Origin of the sequence: Bradyrhizobium sp. CCGE-LA001, assembly GCF_000296215.2 — a bacterium.
GTDB lineage: Bacteria > Pseudomonadota > Alphaproteobacteria > Rhizobiales > Xanthobacteraceae > Bradyrhizobium.
Genome location: NZ_CP013949.1, coordinates 5,852,105 through 5,872,114, shown reverse-complemented (window position 1 = coordinate 5,872,114; position 20,010 = coordinate 5,852,105). Strand labels below are relative to the sequence as shown.

Here is a 20,010-nt window from a genome sequence, read left to right as displayed (position 1 = left end):
CCCGACGGAGCAGAGATTTTTCGTGAAATCCGTAAGCCCTTGATTTTGCAGCAATGCGCTACTGTGCATGGGGTTGTTTTCGAGGCTTCCGTTTTGGGCACGGTTACGGCAGCTGCGGCAACAGCTCGGTCAGCGAACGGATGATGCGATCGGGCTTCACCGTCGAGCCCTCGGGCAGGCCGTCGCCATGCACGTCGATCCAGATCGAATAGATGCCGAGGCGCTGCGGCGTCACGACTTCCCATTCGAGATTGTCGCCGATCATCCAGGTGTCCTTGGCGGTGACGCCGAGCGCCTCCATCGCGTGCAGATAGGCGCGCTCCTCGGGCTTGCCGAAGCCGTGCTCGCCCTCGATCTGGATGTGGTGGAAGCGGTGCGCGAGCTCGAAGCGCTCGACCTTGGCGCGCTGGGTGTCGGCGGCGCCATTGGTCACCAGTGCCAGCTTGACGCCGAGCGCCTTCAACTTGTCGATCGCATCATGCGCGCCGGGGAAGACGAACATCTCCTCCTCGCGATAGGCGGTGAAGCGATCGGCGAGGCGGATGGCGAGGTCGTCGGGCAGGGCGCGGTGGCCGGCCGCGGCGAGCGCGGCAAAGCCGCCCTTGACGGTGAGGTGCCGGGCCTCGGCGAGCTTCAGCCGCCATGCCGCTTCCGCATTGGCCCAGAAGTTTCGCGCAAAGGCCAGCACCGCGGTTGCGACCAGCGGCGGCGGCAGCGGTGCCAGCTCGTCCGCGAACTCGGCCGTGATCGTGTTCCAGGCGATCTCGGGCCGGCCATAGGCCGACAGGATGGTATCGTCCATGTCGATCAGCATGGCGCGGGGGAGGGACATCATCGTGGTCACGGCCATTTCACCTCCGGCGGCAGCGACGACAGGATCGAATCCACATTGCCGCCGGTCTTCAGCCCGAAGATGGTGCCGCGGTCGTAGAGCAGGTTGAACTCGACATAGCGTCCGCGCCGGATCAACTGCTCCTCGCGGTCCGCCGCCGTCCAGGCGGTCGCGAAATTGCGCCGGACGATCTCGGGATAGATTTTCAGGAAGGCGCGGCCGACGTCTTGGGTGAAGGAAAGATCTGCGTCCCAATCGCCGCTGTCGTGCCAGTCGTAGAAGATGCCGCCGATGCCGCGCGCCTCCTTGCGATGTGGCAGGTAGAAATATTCGTCGCACCACTTCTTGTATTTGTCGTAATCGGCAACGCCGTTCGGCTGCGCACAGGCTTCCTTCATTGCGGCGTGGAAGGCGACGCTGTCGGCATCCTCCTGCGCCCGCCGTCGCGCCAGCACCGGCGTTAGGTCGGCGCCGCCGCCGAACCAGGCCTTGGTGGTGACGACGAAGCGCGTGTTCATGTGCACGGCAGGGACGTGCGGATTGCGCAGATGCGCGATCAGCGAGATGCCGGAGGCCCAGAATTTCGGATCGTCCGCGGCGCCCGGTATCTGCGCGCGAAACTCGGGGGCGAATTCGCCGTGCACGGTCGAGCAATGCACGCCGACCTTCTCGAACAGGCGGCCCGACATCATCGACATCACGCCGCCGCCTCCGGCCGCGCCGGTGTGATCGGTGCGCTGCCAGGGCGTGCGCTTGAAGCGGCCGGCCTCGCCCGGATAGAGGCTTTGCGGCGCGTCGTCCTCCAGCCGCTCGAAGCTTGCGCAGATGTCGTCGCGCAGGCGCTCGAACCAGGCGCGGGCGCGGGCCTTGCGGTCGTCGATCAGCGTCGGGTCCATCAGGGATGCCATTCGTCAGCCCTGCGGACCGTAATAGGTGCAGCTCTCGTTGCAACTGTCGCGGTGGATGCTGACGCGGGTGAGCTTGCCGATATGGGCGAGCCGCTCCCAGACGAAGCGCGAGAGGTTCTCCAGCGTCGGTGTGCCCAGCGCCTCGATCTTGTTGAGGTACTTGTGGTCCAGCATCAGGCGCACGTCCTCGATGGCGCGCTGGAGCAGGCCGAGATCGACCACCATGCCGGTCTCGGGGTCCGGCGTGCCGCGCACCGTCACCTCGGCGCGGAAGGAGTGGCCGTGGATCTCTTCGCTCGCCGCCCCGAACGTCGTGCCCGAGAGGGAGTGCGCCGCTTCGAAGCGGAACGATTTCGTCAATTCCCACATCTGTTCGAAAACCAATCCTATCTGATGCCGAGCGACTTGTGCGTCTGCACGCTCAGCCGCCATTGCGGGTGGCGCAGGCAATAGTCGATCGCGCGTGCGGTGTTCTGGATGACCTCGGGTCCGTCCATCGGCTGCAACGAGAAGCGCTCGAAGGCGAGGTCCTCGAACGCCTCGGGTGCCGCCAGCGCCTGCGGATACACCAGCTTCAGCTCGTGTCCGCGACGCTGCACGAGCTCGCTGCCGCCCTTGGGGCTGACGCAGATCCAGTCGAGACCATCAGGGGCTGCGATCGTGCCGTTGGTCTCGACCCCGATCTCGAAGCCGCGGGCGTGCAGCGCCTCGATCAGGGCGGCATCGACCTGGAGCAGCGGCTCGCCGCCGGTCAGCACCACGTAGCGGTTGGCGGCCGTCCCTGTCCATTGTGCGGCAATGGTATCGGCGAGTTCCGCGGCCGAGGCGTAGCGGCCGCCGAGCGTGCCGTCGGTTCCGACGAAATCGGTGTCGCAGAACTTGCAGGTCGCCTCGGCGCGATCCGCCTCGCGGCCGCTCCAGAGATTGCAGCCGGCAAAACGGCAGAACACCGACGCGCGCCCGGCATGGGCGCCTTCGCCTTGCAGGGTCAGGAAGATTTCCTTGACCGCGTAACTCACTCGTCTCTCCTCAAGCCATCGAACTTACGGGTTCCGGATCTGGCGCAGCGCCTCGCCGGCGGCCATCGCCGCGGTCATGGCCACATTGAGCGACCGCAGCCCTGGGGTGATCGGGATCACCAGCCGGGCATCGGCGGCCTCGACCACCGCGTCGGTGACGCCGGCGCTCTCGCGCCCGAATAGCAGGATGTCCGACGTCTGGTAATGAAAATCGCGGTAGTCGGTGTCCCCTTTGGTGGTGAACAGCAGCAGGCGGTAGCCTTGTGCCGCACGCCACTCCTCGAATCTCGCCCAGGAGTCGTGCCTGGTGATGCTGACATGGTCGAGGTAATCCATTCCCGCCCGGCGGAAATGGCGGTCGGAGACCGGGAAGCCGGCGGGTTCGATGATGTGGGCTGCCATTCCGAGACAGGCGCAGAGCCTGAGAATCGTGCCGGTGTTCTGGGGGATGTCGGGCTGAAAAAGAGCTATCTGCATGGGCGACGACGGGCTGGTTGCGGGCGCAAAATGTCTCAATAAAACATCGCTCGCCCCGGAATTCGTGCATTGCACGCTCCCGCGCCGATAGCGGGCTTGCGCTCGCCCGGCAAGGGTGCCAATAGAACGATTCTGGACTGCTGTTTTCCCCATTTTGGGCGTGAGCAAGCAAAGTTCTGCCGCCGCGGGGGGGCCGCGGGCGCCGGCAGCCTTTCCGGGGACCTCATGGGCGCCCCCTGGAGCGGTTCCACCGGTCGCACAGAAGAAAGGGTTGGAATCGTGACGACAGCGTCTTCGGCGGACCATCCGACACGCCGTGATTTCTTATTCGTTGCAACCGGGGCATTTGCAGCAGTAGGGGGTGCGGCTGCGCTCTGGCCCTTCATCTCTCAAATGAATCCGGACGCTTCGACCATCGCCGCCGGTGCGCCGATCGAGGTCGATCTCAGCCCGATCGCCGAGGGCCAGGACATCAAGGTGTTCTGGCGCGGCAAGCCGATCTACATCAGCCACCGCACCAAGAAGCAGATCGACGAGGCGCGCGCCGTCAACGTGGCGAGCCTGCCCGATCCGCAAGCCGACGATGCCCGCGTCAAGTCCGGTCACGAGCAGTGGCTGGTCGTCATCGGCATCTGCACCCATCTGGGCTGCATCCCGATCGCTCATGAAGGCAGCTACGACGGCTTCTTCTGCCCCTGCCATGGTTCGGTATACGATACGTCCGGCCGCATCCGCCAGGGCCCTGCGCCCTCGAACCTAGCTGTGCCGCCGTACACATTCGTTTCCGACACCAAAATCCAGATCGGCTGAACTTCGGGCCTTAGTCCGAAGCTTCGCGCCGTCTCGTCGTACTATTTCCTCAGGATCGCATCATGAGCGGACCATCCGACTACCAGCCGAGTCATCCGGCCCTGCAATGGATCGAGCGGCGCCTGCCGATCTTTGGTCTCATCCATTCCTCCTTCGTCGCCTATCCCACCCCGCGCAACCTGAACTATTGGTGGACCTTCGGCGCCATCCTCTCCTTCATGCTGGGGATGCAGATCCTGACCGGCGTGATCCTGGCGATGCATTACACGCCGAACGCCGATCTCGCCTTCAAGTCGGTCGAGCTGATCGTCCGTGACGTGAACTACGGCTGGCTGCTGCGCAACATGCACGCGGTCGGCGCTTCGATGTTCTTCGTTGCGGTCTACGTCCATATGTTCCGCGGCCTTTACTACGGGTCGTACAAAGAGCCGCGCGAGGTGTTGTGGATCCTCGGCGTCATCATCTACCTCCTGATGATGGCGACGGGCTTCATGGGCTACGTGCTGCCGTGGGGCCAGATGAGCTTCTGGGGCGCCACCGTCATCACCAATTTGTTCTCCGCGATTCCCTATGTCGGCGAGAGCATCGTGACGCTGCTGTGGGGCGGGTACGCAGTCGGCAACCCGACGCTGAACCGCTTCTTCTCGCTGCACTATCTGCTGCCCTTCGTGATCGCGGGCGTCGTCGTGCTCCACGTCTGGGCGCTGCACGTCGCCGGCCAGAACAACCCCGACGGTGTCGAGCCGAAGACGGAGAAGGACACGGTGCCGTTCACGCCGCATGCCACCATCAAGGACATGTTCGGCGTCGCCTGCTTCATGCTGCTCTACGCTTGGTTCATCTTCTACATGCCGAATTATCTCGGCGACGCCGACAACTACATTCCGGCGAACCCGGGCGTGACGCCGCCGCACATCGTGCCGGAATGGTACTACCTGCCGTTCTACGCGATCCTGCGCTCGATCCCGGACAAGCTCGCGGGCGTCATCGCGATGTTCGGAGCGATCATCATCCTGTGCTTCCTGCCATGGCTCGACAGCGCGAAAACCAGGTCGTCGAAGTATCGTCCGCTGGCCAAGCAGTTCTTCTGGATCTTCGTCGCGGTCTGCATCCTGCTCGGCTATCTCGGCGCACAGCCGCCGGAAGGCATCTACGTCATTGCCGGCCGGATCCTGACGTTCTGCTACTTCGCCTACTTCCTGATCGTGCTGCCGGTGCTCGCACGCATCGAGAGGCCGCGGCCGGTTCCGAACTCGATCTCGGATGCGGTGCTGGCCAAGACCGGGAGCCGGTCGACGCCGATGGTCTCGACCGCGATCGTGCTGGCGCTCGCCGCTTCGTTGTTCGCAGGCTCGATGGACAGCGCGAAAGCGGCCGAGGGCGGCGACAAGCCGCCGGGCAACAAATGGTCGTTCTCGGGCCCTTTCGGTAAGTTCGACCGCGGTGCGCTCCAGCGCGGCCTGAAGGTCTACAAGGAGGTCTGCGCCAGCTGCCACGGCCTGTCCTACGTCGCTTTCCGCAACCTCGCCGAGCCGGGCGGGCCCGGCTATTCGGTGGCCCAGGCCTCGGCGTTTGCATCCGAGTACAAGGTCAAGGACGGCCCGAACGATGCAGGCGACATGTTCGAGCGGGCGGGCCGGCCGGCGGACTATTTCCCCTCGCCGTTCCCGAACGAGCAGGCTGCGCGTGCCGCGAACGGCGGTGCGGCGCCGCCCGACCTGTCCCTGATCACCAAGGCGCGCTCCTACAAGCGTGGCTTCCCCTGGTTCATCTTCGACGTCTTCACCCAGTACCAGGAGCAGGGGCCCGACTATGTCACCGCGGTGCTCCAGGGTTATGAGGAGAAGACACCGGAGGGCGTCACCATCCCGGAGGGTTCCTATTACAACAAGTACTTCCCGGGCCACGCGATCAAGATGCCGAAGCCGCTCAGCGACGGTCAGGTGACCTATGACGACGGTGCGCCGACCACGGTCGCGCAATATTCCAAGGACGTCACGACATTCCTGATGTGGACCGCCGAGCCGCACATGGAAGCGCGCAAGCGCCTCGGCTTCCAGGTCTTCGTCTTCCTGATCATCTTCGTGGGCCTGATGTACTTCACCAAGAAGAAGGTCTGGGCCGCCTCGCACTGAGCGGCGTGACACGAGAAATGAAGAAGCCCCCGCAAGGGGGCTTTTTTGTTGCTGACCTACGTGTGTCCCGGACGCGCTGCAGCGTGCAACGCTGCTGCGCAGAGCCGGGACCCAGCATCCTTGTCGCTGGGCCCCGGATCAGCAACGCATCACGCCGCGAAAGGCGGCGCGCTGCATTGCATCTGGGGCACGAGACTGTGTTGTTTGGCGCGATTGCGTCCCACGCTCGTACCCGCCAAAATACCGCCAACCGCTCTCCCAAAAACGCGTTGGAGGACACCATGGGAACCGCCATCACTTTCAAGCGCCCGGACGGCCAGGATGCCTCCGGCTATCTCGCCAATGCCGCACGCGGCAACGCGCCGGGCGTGGTCGTGATCCAGGAATGGTGGGGCCTGTCGGACCAGATCAAGGGCCTGTGCGACCGCTTCGCGCTCGCCGGCTTCGATGCGCTCGCGCCCGATCTCTACAAGGGCAAGGTGGTGCCCTATCACGACACGGACAGCGCCAACAAGGAGATGAACTCGCTCGACTTCATGGACGCCACCACCCAGACCGTGCGCGGCGCCACGCAATATCTGTCGCGCAATGGCGCCAAGGTCGGCCTGACGGGCTTCTGCCTCGGCGGCGCCGTCACCATCATCGGCGCGACCAAGATCCCGGAGCTCGCGGCCGGCGTCGTGTTCTACGGCATTCCCCCCGAGCAGGCGGCCAAGCCCGCCGACGTCAAGATCCCGCTCCAGGCCCATTTCGCCAACAAGGACGATTGGTGCACGCCGGAACTGGTCAACGGCTTCGAAAAGGCGATGAAGGCCGCCGGCAAGTCGCTCGAGCTGTTCCGCTATGATGCCGAGCACGCCTTCGTCAACGAGCAGCGCCAGGCCGTGCACGACCGCGAAGCCGCCGAGCTCGCCTGGGGCCGGGCGACGGAGTTCTTCCGGAAGCATCTGGGGTAGGGGCGGGTCGTTTTCGGGGCCCAAGTGGTATATATACCGACCATGACCAAGGTCTTGGAAGATGTGATCGAGAAGGTGAGAAAGCTGCCGGAAGATCGGCAGGCCTATGTCGCCGAGGTACTCGAACAGATCGTCGCTAACGACGACGTTCTGTTCGTAGTGCCTGACGAGCATAGATCGGCTGTGCTCGAGGGGCTTGGCCAAGCCGAGCGAGGCGAGTTCGCGACTGACGAGGAAATGGCCACGCTCTGGAAGAAGTGCGGGCTGTGAAGCTTCGGTACGCACGGCGTGCCCGTACTGATATTGACGGAATTCACGAATATATCTCGCATCACGACCAGCGTGCCGCGAGTGCGGTCGTGAGACGTATCCAGTCTGCCAGCCAATTGCTCGCGAAGTATCCAGGCCTTGGGCGCGGGACTGATATGGTCGGAGTCCGGGTTTTTCCGATCGTCCCGTTTCCATACCTGATCTATTATCGCGTCACTGGCGATGCGCTGGAGGTTATCCACGTGCGCCATGGACGGCGTGACGCGCCGAAACCGGAAGAGGTGGTCTGATCCGAAACTCGACCTTGTTACCGGCAAGCCATATCGTGGCGCCCCGCCGCCCTTGACGCCACCCCCGCGCCGTGGTGAGTATCCGCCCCATGAGCACCGCCGTCCGCCCAGCCCGTCTTTGGTGGCGCACCTCCTGACGAGGTGGCCGGTGCGATTTTCCTTTCCCAAATCGTCTGAGGTCGCCAGCACAGCGCGGCGGCCTGATCGTTTGTCCTGTGTGGCGTTCCCTCGGCAAGTTTCGTAAGAGGACGACATGAACAGGACCGTCTTTGCCCTCCCGGCCAGAAGCGACTACGTGACCCGCGCAGGTCTTGCGATCACGCGCGTGGCCGAGCAGTTCACCGGCGGCGCCAACCGGCTCGACGACCTCATCAGCTTGCTCGACCGCCGCCGCGGCGTGGTGCTGTCCTCGGGCACGACCGTGCCCGGCCGCTACGAGAGCTTCGATCTCGGCTTCTCCGATCCGCCGCTCAAGCTCGAGACCACGGGCGTCAATTTCAAGCTGGAAGCGCTGAACGAACGCGGGCAGGTGCTGATCGCCTTCCTCGGCGACGTGCTACGCGAGCCCTGCGTGGTGATCTCCGAGAAGACCGTCACGTGCTTGGCCGGCCACATCATCCGCGGCGATGCTCCGGTCGAGGAGGACCAGCGCACCCGGCGCGCCAGCGTGATGTCGCTGGTGCGCGATATCATTGCCGCCTTCTCCGCCAACGATGACGGGCTGCTCGGCCTGTTCGGCGCCTTCGCCTACGACCTCGTCTTCCAGATCGAGGACCTCGTGCAGAAGCGCCCGCGCGAGGCCGATCAGCGCGACATCGTGCTCTATGTCCCCGATCGCCTGTTGGCCTATGACCGCGCCACGGGCCGCGGCGTCGTGCTCGCATACGACTTCGCCTGGAACGGCAAGTCCACCGAGGGCCTGCCGCGCGAGACCGCCGACAGCCCGTATCTGAAGACGCCGCGCCAGGGCTTTGCCGATCACGCGCCCGGCGAATATCAGGCCACGGTCGAGACCGCGCGCGCCGCTTTTGCGCGCGGCGATCTCTTCGAGGCGGTGCCGGGCCAGCTCTTCGCGGAGCCCTGCGAACGCTCCCCGGCCGAAGTGTTCCAGCGGCTCTGCGTCATCAACCCGTCGCCCTATGGCGCGCTGATGAATCTCGGCGAGGGCGAGTTTCTCGTCTCGGCTTCGCCGGAAATGTTCGTGCGCTCGGACGGCCGCCGCGTCGAGACCTGCCCGATCTCCGGCACGATCGCGCGCGGCAGGGATGCAATCGGCGACGCCGAGCAGATCCGCCAGCTGCTGAACTCGGAGAAGGACGAGTTCGAGCTCAACATGTGCACCGACGTCGATCGCAACGACAAGGCGCGTGTCTGCGTGCCCGGCACCATCAAGGTGCTGGCGCGGCGGCAGATCGAGACTTATTCGAAGCTGTTCCACACCGTCGACCACGTCGAGGGCATGCTGCGCCCCGGCTTCGACGCGCTCGATGCCTTCCTGACCCATGCCTGGGCCGTCACCGTGACCGGTGCGCCAAAGCTCTGGGCGATGCAGTTCGTCGAGGATCACGAGCGCTCGCCGCGGCGCTGGTATGCCGGCGCGATCGGCGCGGTGAATTTCGACGGCAGCATCAACACCGGCCTCACCATCCGCACCATCCGCATGAAGGATGGCCTCGCCGAAGTGCGCGTCGGCGCCACCTGTCTGTTCGATTCAGATCCCGCCGCGGAGGACCGCGAATGCCAGGTCAAGGCCGCCGCGCTGTTCCAGGCACTGCGCGGCGATCCGCCGAAGCCGCTGTCAACCTTCGCGCCGGATGCGACCGGCAGCGGCAAGCAGGTATTGCTGATCGACCATGATGACAGCTTCGTACACATGCTCGCCGATTATTTCCGCCAGGTCGGCGCCAGCGTCACCGTGGTTCGCTATGTGCATGCGCTCGACATGCTCAAGCAGAAGAAGTGGGATTTGCTGGTGCTGTCGCCCGGGCCCGGCAGGCCGGAGGATTTCGCGATCAGGAAGACCATCGATGCCGCGCTCGAGAAGAAGCTGCCGGTGTTCGGCGTCTGCCTCGGCGTACAGGCGATCGGCGAATATTTCGGCGGCGAGCTCGGTCAGCTCACCCATCCCGCCCACGGCCGGCCCTCACGGGTGCAGGTGCGCGGCGGCCGGCTGATGCGCAACCTGCCGAACGAGATCGTCATCGGCCGCTATCACTCGCTCTATGTCGAGCGCGACAGCATGCCCGAGGTTCTGAGCGTGACAGCGAGCACCGAGGACGGCGTTGCCATGGCGCTGGAGCACAAGACACTGCCGGTGGCCGGCGTGCAATTCCATCCGGAATCGCTGATGTCGCTCAGTGGCGAGGTGGGACTACGTATTGTCGAAAATGCGTTCCGGCTGGATGTTGGGGCGAATTGAATGAGTGTCGTCATTGCGAGGAGCCCGCGACAAAATTGCGAAGCAATTTTTGCGCTGGCGACGAAGCAATCCAGGCTGCCGCCGGGAAGAAAGTCTGGATTGCTTCGCTTCGCTCGCAATGACGGGGAGACAACCAACGCGAGATAATCATGACTTTTGATCACGACATCAAGGCCAGCGTTCGTACCATCCCGGACTATCCCAAGCCCGGGATCATGTTCCGCGACATCACGACCCTGCTTGCGGACGCGCGGGCGTTCCGCCGCGCGGTCGACGAGCTCGTCAATCCCTGGGCCGGCAACAAGATCGACAAGGTCGCCGGAATGGAAGCGCGGGGCTTCATCATCGGCGGGGCGGTGGCGCACCAGCTCTCGGCCGGCTTCGTGCCGATCCGCAAGAAAGGCAAGCTGCCGCACACCACGGTGCGCATCGCTTACTCGCTGGAATACGGCATCGACGAGATGGAGATGCACGTCGACGCGATCCATCCCGGCGAGCGCGTCATCCTGGTCGACGACCTCATCGCCACCGGCGGCACCGCCGAGGGCGCGGTGAAGCTGCTGCGCCAGATCGGGGCCAATGTGGTTGCCGCCTGCTTCATCATCGACCTGCCCGAGCTCGGCGGCGCCGCCAAGCTGCGCGCCATGGACGTGCCGGTCCGCACGCTGATGACGTTCGAGGGGCATTGAGCTTCATCGTTCGTCCTTCGGGACGTTGGTCAAGAGTTCTGCAGCATCACGCTGATCTCGAAAATCGCGGAACGTCGTGTGATGCCGTCGGCTCCGCTGATGGAGCTCGATTGCGGTGAGATTTCGTCATGGAAGATCATCCTCTCCTGACCGCACTCGCAAACTGGCCAGGACGTGTTTCGACACAACTCGCCTTTGAGGCGCGCGGCTTTGCGTTGCACAGGGCATGGCAGAATCGCATGATCGAGTTCTGGGGCGAGAACCAGGCGGACTTGCTCAATCGATACTGGGATGAGGTCGCCTTGGAGACAATGCGATGCGCGGGAAAGGTCCTTTCCGAGACGCGGTATTTTGGCATCGAACCAAAATACCGTTCTGCATTTTTGGACGAGCTCTTTGCGGTCAGGGATTTTGTCGAACCTCCATTTCAAGCTCCTCCCCTCGTCAGAGGCTTGTATGAGCATTTGAACAAAACCTGGTTTGACAGGGAGTTTGCGAACAGCGAATTGGCCTTCATCAGGATGCAGAAGAGGCGGGAGGGCGAGCGTCTGGGAATCCAGACGACCGGTTGGACAGGAAAGAAGCGAGACGTCCTTCCTTTCATCGATGAGTTCAGCTCGGCGCTCGCATTCAAGCGGCGTCGCAATCGCTGGCATAAGAATTTGGACTGCGGTCTCGTCTTCGAGGTCAGCACCGATCTCGGCGGGAGCCCCTATTGTACCCAGATGCCATTGATGTTTCGGATCTCTCACGCCGACGATCCCGCATTCGTATTTGAGTTGGGAGGGAATGAGCCCTTCAATCAGCTTGTCGACGGGAGTCGATTATATGGCGGAGGAGGGGATGCCAGCGAGTTTGTGCTCGGAATTCGGGCCAATATTGAGCTGTTTGATGTGATCGCCGTGTCCTTGGAATCTTCTCAGTAAGCTTAGGATATGAAGTCGTCCTGCCTTCTTGGGTCCCGGCCTTCGCCGGAAGGACGGTCAAGACCGCTGCAATATCAGGCTGAGCTCGAGCTCGCGGAAGGCGATGTAGTTCCGCCGGGTCCACTGGTGCAGCTCGGTCGAGGAGTCCTTCTCCTGGCGCAGGTAGCCGGTGAAGGAGAAGTTCAGCCGGTCGATATAGGTCTTCAGGAAGCCGGGCAGTGCGGGCAGGCGGAACAGCCGGCCGCCTGCCATCGCGGGCGGCAGCTCGCCGCGCACGATGTATTCGTTGTCCACCGTGACCAGGTTCATGCGCGGGATCTGCCCGCGCAGCATCTCGTGGGCGCGGGCCGAGGCGCGGTCGGTGTCGGCGACGAACAGGATCATCGGCGCCACATGGCGGCGCGCGGCCTCCTTCAGGAGGCCGATCTCATCGGTCATCTTGAAGAACTCGTCGAAGGCGTGGAAGCCGAGATCGATCACCTTGGCGAGACCGTCATCGACGATGACGCGGTCCATCAGCTGCATCTTGCCGTAGGTGTCGATGACGTCGGCGGTCTCGGTCACCTTCGGCAGGTAATCGAGCAGCGACGGCTCCTTCAGATTGACGTCGAAGGCCGCGACGTTGCCGTTCTTGAGCAGCAGGAATTCGCTCAAAAGCCGCGCCAGCAGGGTCTTGCCGACCTGCGGGCGGGGCGAGCAGATGATGTAGACGGGCGTTGCGGGCATTGACAGCTATATCAGGCCAACTCACCGCCCAATCCAGCCGTATCAGCCCGGGCTTCGCAACTATTTTTCGCTGTTGCGGGTGACGGATTTCGAACCGACGATGTCGGTCAGGCGGATGCGGTCGAACTCGCTCCAGACGTTGGCCAGCCAATGCCGGACATAGCCGCGCAGCACGAAGGAATAGTTCGCGGCCTCGTCGTTGATGCCCTTATTGGCGACGAATTTCAGGAACGGGACGGAGGACACTTCGACCTGCTCATAGGCCATTTCGTTGAGCTTGGGGATGGTCAGCTCGGTCGCGTCCTTGATGCGGTGGAAATAGGAGTTGTAGGTCGCCTGGTCCCACTGGAAGAACTGGGTGTCGTTGATGAAGTTCTTCACCAGGAAATATTTCGCGCCGGTCATGAAGCCCGCCGTTTCCGCGATTTCCTCCAGCGAGGCGATCGAGGGTCCGAGGATGTGGAACACGGCGAAGGTGATCTGGCCGGCCTTGGCGGCGTCGAGGAAGCCGATGTCGCGCAGCGAAGCCAGGGCCGGCGAGAGCAGGCCGGCGCGGACGTCGATCACGGTGACCGAAGGGCTGACCGCATTGAGCGTGTCGAAGATCTTCATCTGGTCGGCCGTGGTCGTCATGTCGACGATCTCGGTGATGTCGGGGTGGAAGCGCTTCAGGGTTCCGCGCGGCGACTCCGTGTCGAAGGCGCGCGTCGGCACGTTGTTGGCTGAGAAATAATCGAGCAAGGTACGCGACACCGTGGTCTTGCCGACCCCGCCCTTGTCCGCGCCCACCACAACCACTGCCGGCTTTGCCATTGCTGTCCCCTAACGCGCGCCCCCGATCGCGAGGTCGCAATCGGCCGGGCCCCAAATCGATGTCCCAAGGATGCCCCAAGGATGTCCCAAGTCTGCTGTTGGGCGCGAACATGGCAGAAACAAGGGAGAATTCAATTCCTCGGCACATCGTTGGCCAATTCCCGAGGTTTTTCCCGGTCGCGGGGAAACCTGACGCAATCGCGGCCAATCGCGCCGGTTCAATGGCGGCCCCAGGGCCCCATCGGATTGCCAGCCGGAGTTCCTGAAGTGCCTGGCGCGGGCACCGGCGGCGGATTGACCGGGCTTTCGGCATCGTCCCACGGGCCATGGCGCAGAGGCGGCGGCCCGTCTTGCGGATCCGCCTGTGTCTCGGGCTGATTGGTGACATCCGCGACGTCCGGCAGCGGGCCGGGATCATGGCCGCCGGCAAACTTGACCAGCGCGTCGATCCGGGACGGCACCGAGGGGTGGGTCGCAAACAGATCGGCGAAACCCTCGCGGGGATTGTCGACGCAGAGCTCCATCACCGCCGAGGTGGCGCCCGGCAGCTCGCCGCGGCCCTCGATCTTGCGCAGCGCCGAGATCATCGCATCGGGGTCTTTCGTCAGCTCGACCGAGCCGGCATCGGCGAGGTATTCGCGCGAACGCGACAGCGCGAGCTTCACCACCTGCGACAGCAGCCAGGCCAGCACGATCAGCACGACCGCGATGATGATGACGATCACAGCGCCGCCGCCGGAGCTCTTGCTGTCGCTCGACGAAGAGGACGACCGCGATGACGAAGACGAGCCCGAGGACCACGAGCCGCCGGAGCCGGAGCTCCAGTTGAGATTCGTGAACAGGCGGAAGAACATTTCGCCGAAGAAGCCGACCACGCCGGCGATGATGACGGCGACAACCATCAACTGCACGTCGCCGTTCCTGATGTGGGTCAGCTCGTGGCCCAGCACCGCCTCGATCTCCTTGTCGTTCAGCGCATCGAGGAGGCCGGTGGTGACGGTGATGGAATATTGCCGCGGATTGAGTCCGGTCGCGAACGCGTTCAGCGCCGGGCTCTCCATGATCTTCAGCTTCGGCATGGTGATGCCGCGCGAGATGCAGAGGTTTTCGAGCAGATTGTAGAGCCGCGGCTGTTCCTGCCGGGTGACACCGTGGCCGCCGGTCACGGCGTCGATCATCGACTGGTGGAAGAAATAGGCGATCGCGATCCAGGCGAGCGCCGCAATGGTGGCGAAGGGCGCGGCCTTGAGCAGGTCGGCAAAGGCGCGGCTCAGGTAGTAGGCGACCGTCCCATTGCCGTTGATGACGACCTCGGCGACCAGCGCGCCGGCATAGACCAGCACGTAGACGAGCGCGAACAGACCGGCGAGCAACAGCATCGAACGAAACTTGTTCGAGGCGATGTGCGTGTAGAGACCATACGCGGCCATGACGCGGGTGTCCTGCCGGCCTATCGGCTCGAGATCAGAACTTCACCTGCGGCACCGTCTCGACCTCGGCGCGGCTGGCGCCGAGATCGAAGAAGTCCTTCTTGGTGAAGCCGAACATGCCGGCGAACAAGGCGGCGGGCAGCTGCTGGATGCCGGTGTTGTATTCCTGGACCGCGTTGTTGAAGAAGCGGCGGCTGGCCGCGATCTTGTTCTCGAGGTCGGAGAGCTCGGATGCGAGCTGCTGGAAATTGGCGTTGGCCTTGAGGTCGGGATAGGCCTCCGACAACGCGATCAGCCGCCCGAGCGCGCCGGACAGCTGGTTCTCGGCCGCGGAAACCTGCGCCGGTCCCTGGGCCGACATCGCCGAGTTGCGCGCCTTGATGACGTCGTCGAGCGTGCCGCGCTCATGCGAGGCGTAGCCCTTGACGGTCTCGACCAGGTTCGGGATCAGATCGTGACGCTGCTTGAGCTGGACGTCGATGTCGGCAAAGGCCTGGCCGACCCTCTGGCTCAGCGCCACTAGGCGGTTGTAGGCGCTGAAGGCGAACAGCGCGAGGACGACGATGACGCCGAGAACGATCCAGCCGGTCGACATGGAGAACTCCTGAAGAGGGAAGAAGGCGGGCGCTAGGGTAGACCAAATTGGCGCGAAGCGAGAGCCCGTCGCGGAGGGGAGGTAGGATTTGGTCGGAGGAGGCGCCATCGGAGTTCAAGGCGAAAGCCCTGAACGAGGTTAACTTTCGGCAACAACCGCCTCACCCCAGCGCCAGCGGCGGGCGGCTGCATAGGCGGGCTTGTCGCGTCGCGGGACTTTCGTCAGCGCGACACCGTTTTCCGTGCAGAGCTTCGCCATGATCTCGGCCTTGCCGACATCCGGCGGCGCCAGCACGCGCGCGACGCGCGCGGCGGGCGGCGTCCGGGTCAGGGCGACGTAGATGAAACGCTCGTCCTCGAACGGCACCTCGGCGCCCTTGATCTGCCGATGCGCTTGGGAGCGTGGCAGCCGCTGGGAGAAATGGCACCAGTCGGGCGCGTTGAGCGGACAGGGCCTTTCGTGCGGGCAGGGCGCGGCGACGTAGGCGCCAGCCGCGATCAGTTGCTGACGCAGGGCGAGGATGCGCGCATAGCCGGCGGGTGTGCCGGGTTCGATCACCACGAGCGCGTGGCGCGCCTTCGCCCACATCGCCTCTGTCAGCGCGCGCTGGTCGGCCTCACTGAGCTCGCCGATGACGTAGCTGGCAATGACGAGATCGGCTTGTGAGACCTCCGTGAGGTTCGCACCGGCGTCACCAGGCAGATAGCGGCACTCCGCCAGTCGCGTGCTGTCGCGCGCCAATTCAAGCGCGAGCCGGCTCAACGTGGCATTGGCGTCGAGCAGGGTGAAGTCGTGCAGCGACGGAAACGCCTCCGCGGCGGCCCAGCTCGCGGTGCCCGGGCCTGCGCCGACGTCGAGTAGCGTCTCCGGGGCAAGGTCGGGTGCGATCTCGGTCAGCGCGCTCAGGCTTGCCGCCACGGCTGCGTAGGTCGCCGGCATGCGCGCCAGCGCGTAAGCGAGCGCGTCGGCGTCCGACTTGATCGTGCCGGAGGTGCCGCCGGCGCGATAAGCGGTCGAGATTTTCTGTGATCGCTGGGCGGCGTCGATGCGCGAAAAGCCCTGGAGCTTGCCGTCGAGGGCCGCTTTCAGTTCGGCGGGGAGGGTGGGTGAGATCATCTTCGCTCACCGTCATCCCGGGGCGCGACGAAGTCGCGAACCCGGGATCCAGAGATTGTCGCGCGGGATTCCGGGTTCTCGCTTCGCGAACCCCGGAATGACGCTGGCGATATCAAGCCACGTTCTGGTCGAGAATGTCCACGGCCTCGGAAAGGCTCACCGACACCAGCTGCGAGACGCCGCGCTCGGCCATGGTGACGCCGAACAGACGGTTCATCCGCGCCATCGTGATCGGGTTGTGCGTGATGATGATGAAGCGCGTGTCGGTCGAGCCGGTCATCTCGTGCAGGAGATTGCAGTACCGTTCGACGTTGTGGTCGTCGAGCGGCGCGTCGACTTCGTCCAGCACGCAGATCGGCGAGGGGTTGGTCAAGAACACCGCGAAGATCAGCGCCATCGCGGTCAGCGCCTGCTCGCCGCCCGAGAGCAGCGACAGCGTCTGCGGCTTCTTGCCCGGCGGCTTGGCGATGATTTCGAGGCCGGCTTCCAGCGGGTCGTCGCTCTCGATCAGGTGCAGCGCGGCCTCGCCGCCGCCGAACAGCTCGACGAACAGGCGCTTGAAGTGGTCGTTGACGACCTCGAACGAGGTCAGCAGCCGTTCGCGCGCTTCCTTGTTGAGGCTCTGGATGCCCTGGCGCAGCCGCTTGATGGCCTCGACCAAGTCGTCGCGCTCGGTGACGAGGCCGGTGTGCTGGGTCTCGACCTCGCGCAGTTCTTCCTCGGCGCGCAGATTGACGGCACCGAGGCGCTCGCGGTCGCGGCGCATCTTTTCGAGGTCCTCCTCGATGTCGTGCAGCGGCGGCAGCTCCGCGCCGGGCTCGAGCTCGGCGAGGCCCGCCACGGCCTGCGGCTCGACTTCGAGCATGTCGCGGATCTCGCGCTCGATGTCCTCGAGCCGTCGCCGCGCGCCTTCCATGCGCTCCTCGGCGCGAGCAGTCGCCTCGCGGGAGCTGGAGAGCGCCTCCAGCGTCAGCTTGGCGACGCGGTCGGTCTCCGCCATCGCGGTCTCCGCGGTGGCGAGCGCGTCGGCGGCCATTCGGCGGTCGTTCTCGGCGTATTCGATCTCGGTGATCAGCGCGCTGCGCTTCTCGGCGAACACGGCCGGCGCGTTCTCGAGCTCGCTGCGCTCGATCGTGAGTTCGGCGATGCGGGCCTGGATGGTGTCGATGTGGGAGGCCGCGCTCTCCTTGCGGTTCGCCCACTCGGTACGCTCGGCCAGGATCGCCTGCACGCGGCGGTCGGCCAGCTCTGCCTCGCGCGCCAGCGCCTGGGCCTCGGCGCGGACCTGCGCGGCCATGCGGCGATGGCCCTCGATATCGCTGCGGACGGCGGCGAGACGGGTCTCGGTGTCCTCGCTCGACGGCAACTCGCCGATGCTGGCCTGGGCGTATTCGTAGGCGGCCTCGGCCTCGGCGCGGTCGGCGGCGAGACGGCTGTGCGCTTCCGACAGCGTCGCCTTGCGCGCCGCATGGCGGCTGATCTCGCGCTCGGCATTGGCATGACGCTCCCGCGCGATGTTCAGCTCGCGCTGCGCGGCGCGCCAGGCTTCGCGGCTGGCGCCTTCGGTGCTGGCGGCCATCTGCAGCTCGGACTCGGCATTCTCCAGCGCCTGGCGCTTGATCTGCGCGTCGATGCGGGCCTGCTCCAGCTCGTTCTCGATGTCGACGAGGCGGGCGCGCTCGGCCAGCCGCCGCGCGGCGCCGGTCGGCGCGTGAGCCGCGGCAACAAAACCGTCCCAGCGCCAGACGTCGCCTTCGGGCGAGACCAGCCGCTGGCCGGTCTTGAGCTGCGAGACCAGCTCAGCGCCGCGTTCGCGCGGCACGACGCCGATCTGCGCGAGGCGGCGGGCCAGCTCGGCCGGCGCCTGCACGTGATTGGCGAGCGGGGTGACGCCTTCGGGCAGCTCGGGATCGCCGTCGGTGACGCCGGCATTGGTCCAGCGCATCGGCGCCGACGGATCGACCGGCGCGTCGAGATCGTCGCCGAGCGCGGCGCCGATCGCCTTTTCAAATCCCTTGTCGACGGTGATGCCGTCGATGATCGGCGGCCACAGGTTCTTGGTCTCGCCGTTGAGAATCTTGGAGATCGTGCGCGCCTCGGTTTCGAGCCGCTGTGCGCGCTTGTCGGCTTCGACCAGCGGCGAGCGCGAGGATTCCAGCGTCTGGCGCGCGGCGACGTGGGCGGCTTCGCTCGCCTGCGCCGCGGCTTCCGAAGCAGCGAGCGTCTGCTCGGCGGTCTCGACCGTCGCGGTCAGCTCGTCGAGATCGCCGAAGCCGCCGGTCTCGGCCGCAAGCTTCTGCTCCTCCGCGGCGACGTTCGCGATCTCCTGGTCGAGCCGGGCGAGCTTGTCGCGATGGGTGCGGACGTTGGCCTCTAGCTGGTTGCGCTTGGCGGTGAGGTCGGCGAGCGCGGTGGTGAGCTCGGCGAAGCGCTGCTCGGTTTCGGTCAGCACCGCTTCGGCTTCGGCGACGCGCTCGTCGACGCCGGAGCGCTTCTCGACGCGCGACTTGATCTCTTCCTTCAGCTCGGCGTCCTCGGTGTCGAGCCGTTGCAGCGCGACGTCGGCGTCCATGGTCTGCTGCTGAGCGCGCGAGATGTCGCCTTCGAACTGGGCGAGACGGCGCTCGAGCTCGGCGACGCGCTCCTTGGCGCGCTCCTCCTCGCGGTCGAGCAACTCGCGAGCGTTGGTCAGGCGCTGCAGCCCGGCCGCGGCGCGCGCTTCGGCATCGCGCAGCGCCGGCATTTCGGCGGCGCGGATCGCCTGGATGCGTGCGGCCTCGGCCTGGTGCTGGGTGCGCTCGGCCATCTCGCGCACGGCGATGTCATGGGTCTGGCCGGATTCGTTGACGTCGGCATGGGCGCCGATCCAGCGCAGATGGAACAGGGTAGCCTCAGCCTTGCGGACCTTGGCCGCGACCTCGCGATAGCGCACGGCCTGGCGGGCCTGCTTCTTCAAGCCTTCCATCTGGCCGGAGAGCTGGCCGATCACGTCCTCGACGCGGGTGAGGTTGGTCTCGGCCGCCTTCAGCCGCAGCTCGGCCTCGTGGCGGCGGGCGTGCAGGCCGGCGACGCCGGCGGCGTCTTCCAGCACGCGGCGGCGCTGCTCGGGCTTGGCCTGGATGATCTCGCCGATCTTGCCCTGGTGGACGAGAGCGGGCGAACGCGCGCCGGTGGCGGCATCCGCGAACAGGATCTGCACGTCGCGTGCGCGCACGTCGCGGCCGTTGATGCGATAGACCGAGCCGGCCTCGCGCTCGATGCGGCGGGAGATTTCGAGAAGCTGGCTGTCGTTCATCGCCGCCGGCGCGGTGCGATCGGCGTTGTCGATCGTCATCGTCACTTCGGCATGGTTGCGCGCCGGACGGTTGCCGGAGCCGGCGAAGATAACCGCGTCCATGTCGGCGGCACGCAGCGACTTGTATGAGGTCTCACCCATCGCCCAGCGCAGCGCCTCGACGAGATTCGACTTGCCGCAGCCGTTCGGGCCGACCACGCCGGTCAGGCCGGGCTCGATGACGAAGTCCGTGGGCTCAACGAAGGACTTGAAACCGTGAAGGCGCAGGCGGGTGATTTTCATAAGCACGCATCTCTGTTGGCAG

General features: G+C 65.1%; 19 protein-coding genes. 8 read left to right on the top strand and 11 right to left on the bottom strand.

The window, feature by feature from the left end:
- Positions 1-103 precede the first annotated feature (103 nt).
- The 5 genes from BCCGELA001_RS27465 to BCCGELA001_RS27445 are packed head-to-tail and all read right to left on the bottom strand — an operon-like array spanning position 104 to position 3,236.
- On the bottom strand, positions 104-850 hold the full coding sequence (locus BCCGELA001_RS27465; RefSeq protein ID WP_144441491.1) for an HAD family hydrolase: 747 nt from the start codon (positions 848-850) through the stop codon (positions 104-106).
- Positions 841-1,728 carry an oxygen-dependent coproporphyrinogen oxidase gene (gene hemF, locus BCCGELA001_RS27460; protein WP_193409787.1) on the bottom strand — a complete coding sequence of 296 codons (888 nt, stop codon included), beginning with the start codon at positions 1,726-1,728 and terminating at the stop codon, positions 841-843. Before hemF ends, BCCGELA001_RS27465 begins: the two co-directional genes overlap by 10 nt.
- 15 nt (positions 1,729-1,743) lie before the next feature.
- Entirely contained in the window at positions 1,744-2,109 is a 366-nt protein-coding gene (locus BCCGELA001_RS27455) for a 6-pyruvoyl trahydropterin synthase family protein (RefSeq protein WP_008560771.1), read from the bottom strand.
- Between the two features lie 17 nt (positions 2,110-2,126).
- Positions 2,127-2,759: a 7-carboxy-7-deazaguanine synthase gene (queE, locus tag BCCGELA001_RS27450; protein ID WP_060736751.1), complete on the bottom strand. Its 633-nt coding sequence runs from the start codon at positions 2,757-2,759 to the stop codon at positions 2,127-2,129.
- 24 nt (positions 2,760-2,783) lie between these two features.
- Positions 2,784-3,236: a tRNA (cytidine(34)-2'-O)-methyltransferase gene (locus tag BCCGELA001_RS27445; RefSeq protein ID WP_008560757.1), complete on the bottom strand. Its 453-nt coding sequence runs from the start codon at positions 3,234-3,236 to the stop codon at positions 2,784-2,786.
- Positions 3,237-3,515: 279 nt separating this feature from the next.
- Between BCCGELA001_RS27445 and petA the strand changes: the two genes are divergently transcribed.
- From petA to BCCGELA001_RS27405, 8 genes are all read left to right on the top strand, one after another.
- Positions 3,516-4,046 (top strand): ubiquinol-cytochrome c reductase iron-sulfur subunit, encoded by a 531-nt coding sequence (petA, locus tag BCCGELA001_RS27440; RefSeq protein ID WP_060736750.1) that lies wholly within the window; start codon positions 3,516-3,518, stop codon positions 4,044-4,046.
- Between the two features lie 62 nt (positions 4,047-4,108).
- Positions 4,109-6,181 carry a cytochrome b/c1 gene (gene fbcH / locus BCCGELA001_RS27435; protein ID WP_008560753.1) on the top strand — a complete coding sequence of 691 codons (2,073 nt, stop codon included), beginning with the start codon at positions 4,109-4,111 and terminating at the stop codon, positions 6,179-6,181.
- Between the two features lie 281 nt (positions 6,182-6,462).
- Complete coding sequence (locus BCCGELA001_RS27430) at positions 6,463-7,137, top strand: dienelactone hydrolase family protein (protein ID WP_008560745.1); 675 nt, start codon at positions 6,463-6,465, stop codon at positions 7,135-7,137.
- Between the two features lie 42 nt (positions 7,138-7,179).
- Positions 7,180-7,407 (top strand): hypothetical protein, encoded by a 228-nt coding sequence (locus tag BCCGELA001_RS27425; protein WP_008560743.1) that lies wholly within the window; start codon positions 7,180-7,182, stop codon positions 7,405-7,407.
- Positions 7,395-7,697: a type II toxin-antitoxin system RelE/ParE family toxin gene (locus BCCGELA001_RS39485; protein WP_442855147.1), complete on the top strand. Its 303-nt coding sequence runs from the start codon at positions 7,395-7,397 to the stop codon at positions 7,695-7,697. The genes BCCGELA001_RS27425 and BCCGELA001_RS39485 overlap by 13 nt, the downstream gene beginning before the upstream one ends.
- A gap of 253 nt (positions 7,698-7,950) precedes the next feature.
- Positions 7,951-10,116, top strand: coding sequence for an anthranilate synthase component I (locus tag BCCGELA001_RS27415; RefSeq protein WP_060736748.1), 2,166 nt, complete (start codon positions 7,951-7,953; stop codon positions 10,114-10,116).
- Positions 10,117-10,265: 149 nt separating this feature from the next.
- The gene (locus BCCGELA001_RS27410) at positions 10,266-10,805 is read left to right on the top strand and encodes an adenine phosphoribosyltransferase (RefSeq protein ID WP_025038155.1); all 540 of its coding nucleotides are present in this window, start codon (positions 10,266-10,268) and stop codon (positions 10,803-10,805) included.
- A gap of 128 nt (positions 10,806-10,933) precedes the next feature.
- Positions 10,934-11,731, top strand: a complete 798-nt coding sequence (locus tag BCCGELA001_RS27405) for a hypothetical protein (RefSeq protein WP_060736747.1) — start codon at positions 10,934-10,936, stop codon at positions 11,729-11,731.
- 57 nt (positions 11,732-11,788) lie between these two features.
- Here BCCGELA001_RS27405 and BCCGELA001_RS27400 read toward each other — a convergent pair whose 3' ends face one another.
- From BCCGELA001_RS27400 to smc, 6 genes are all read right to left on the bottom strand, one after another.
- Positions 11,789-12,457 (bottom strand): hypothetical protein, encoded by a 669-nt coding sequence (locus BCCGELA001_RS27400; RefSeq protein ID WP_008565120.1) that lies wholly within the window; start codon positions 12,455-12,457, stop codon positions 11,789-11,791.
- A gap of 60 nt (positions 12,458-12,517) precedes the next feature.
- Positions 12,518-13,270, bottom strand: a complete 753-nt coding sequence (locus BCCGELA001_RS27395; RefSeq protein WP_008565118.1) for a hypothetical protein — start codon at positions 13,268-13,270, stop codon at positions 12,518-12,520.
- 218 nt (positions 13,271-13,488) lie between these two features.
- Complete coding sequence (locus BCCGELA001_RS27390; protein WP_060736746.1) at positions 13,489-14,700, bottom strand: M48 family metallopeptidase; 1,212 nt, start codon at positions 14,698-14,700, stop codon at positions 13,489-13,491.
- A 34-nt stretch (positions 14,701-14,734) separates the two neighbouring features.
- Entirely contained in the window at positions 14,735-15,295 is a 561-nt protein-coding gene (locus tag BCCGELA001_RS27385; RefSeq protein ID WP_060736745.1) for a LemA family protein, read from the bottom strand.
- Positions 15,296-15,433: 138 nt separating this feature from the next.
- On the bottom strand, positions 15,434-16,411 hold the full coding sequence (locus tag BCCGELA001_RS27380; protein ID WP_060736744.1) for a small ribosomal subunit Rsm22 family protein: 978 nt from the start codon (positions 16,409-16,411) through the stop codon (positions 15,434-15,436).
- Between the two features lie 112 nt (positions 16,412-16,523).
- Positions 16,524-19,988: a chromosome segregation protein SMC gene (gene smc, locus BCCGELA001_RS27375; protein ID WP_060736743.1), complete on the bottom strand. Its 3,465-nt coding sequence runs from the start codon at positions 19,986-19,988 to the stop codon at positions 16,524-16,526.
- Positions 19,989-20,010: the final 22 nt, after the last annotated feature.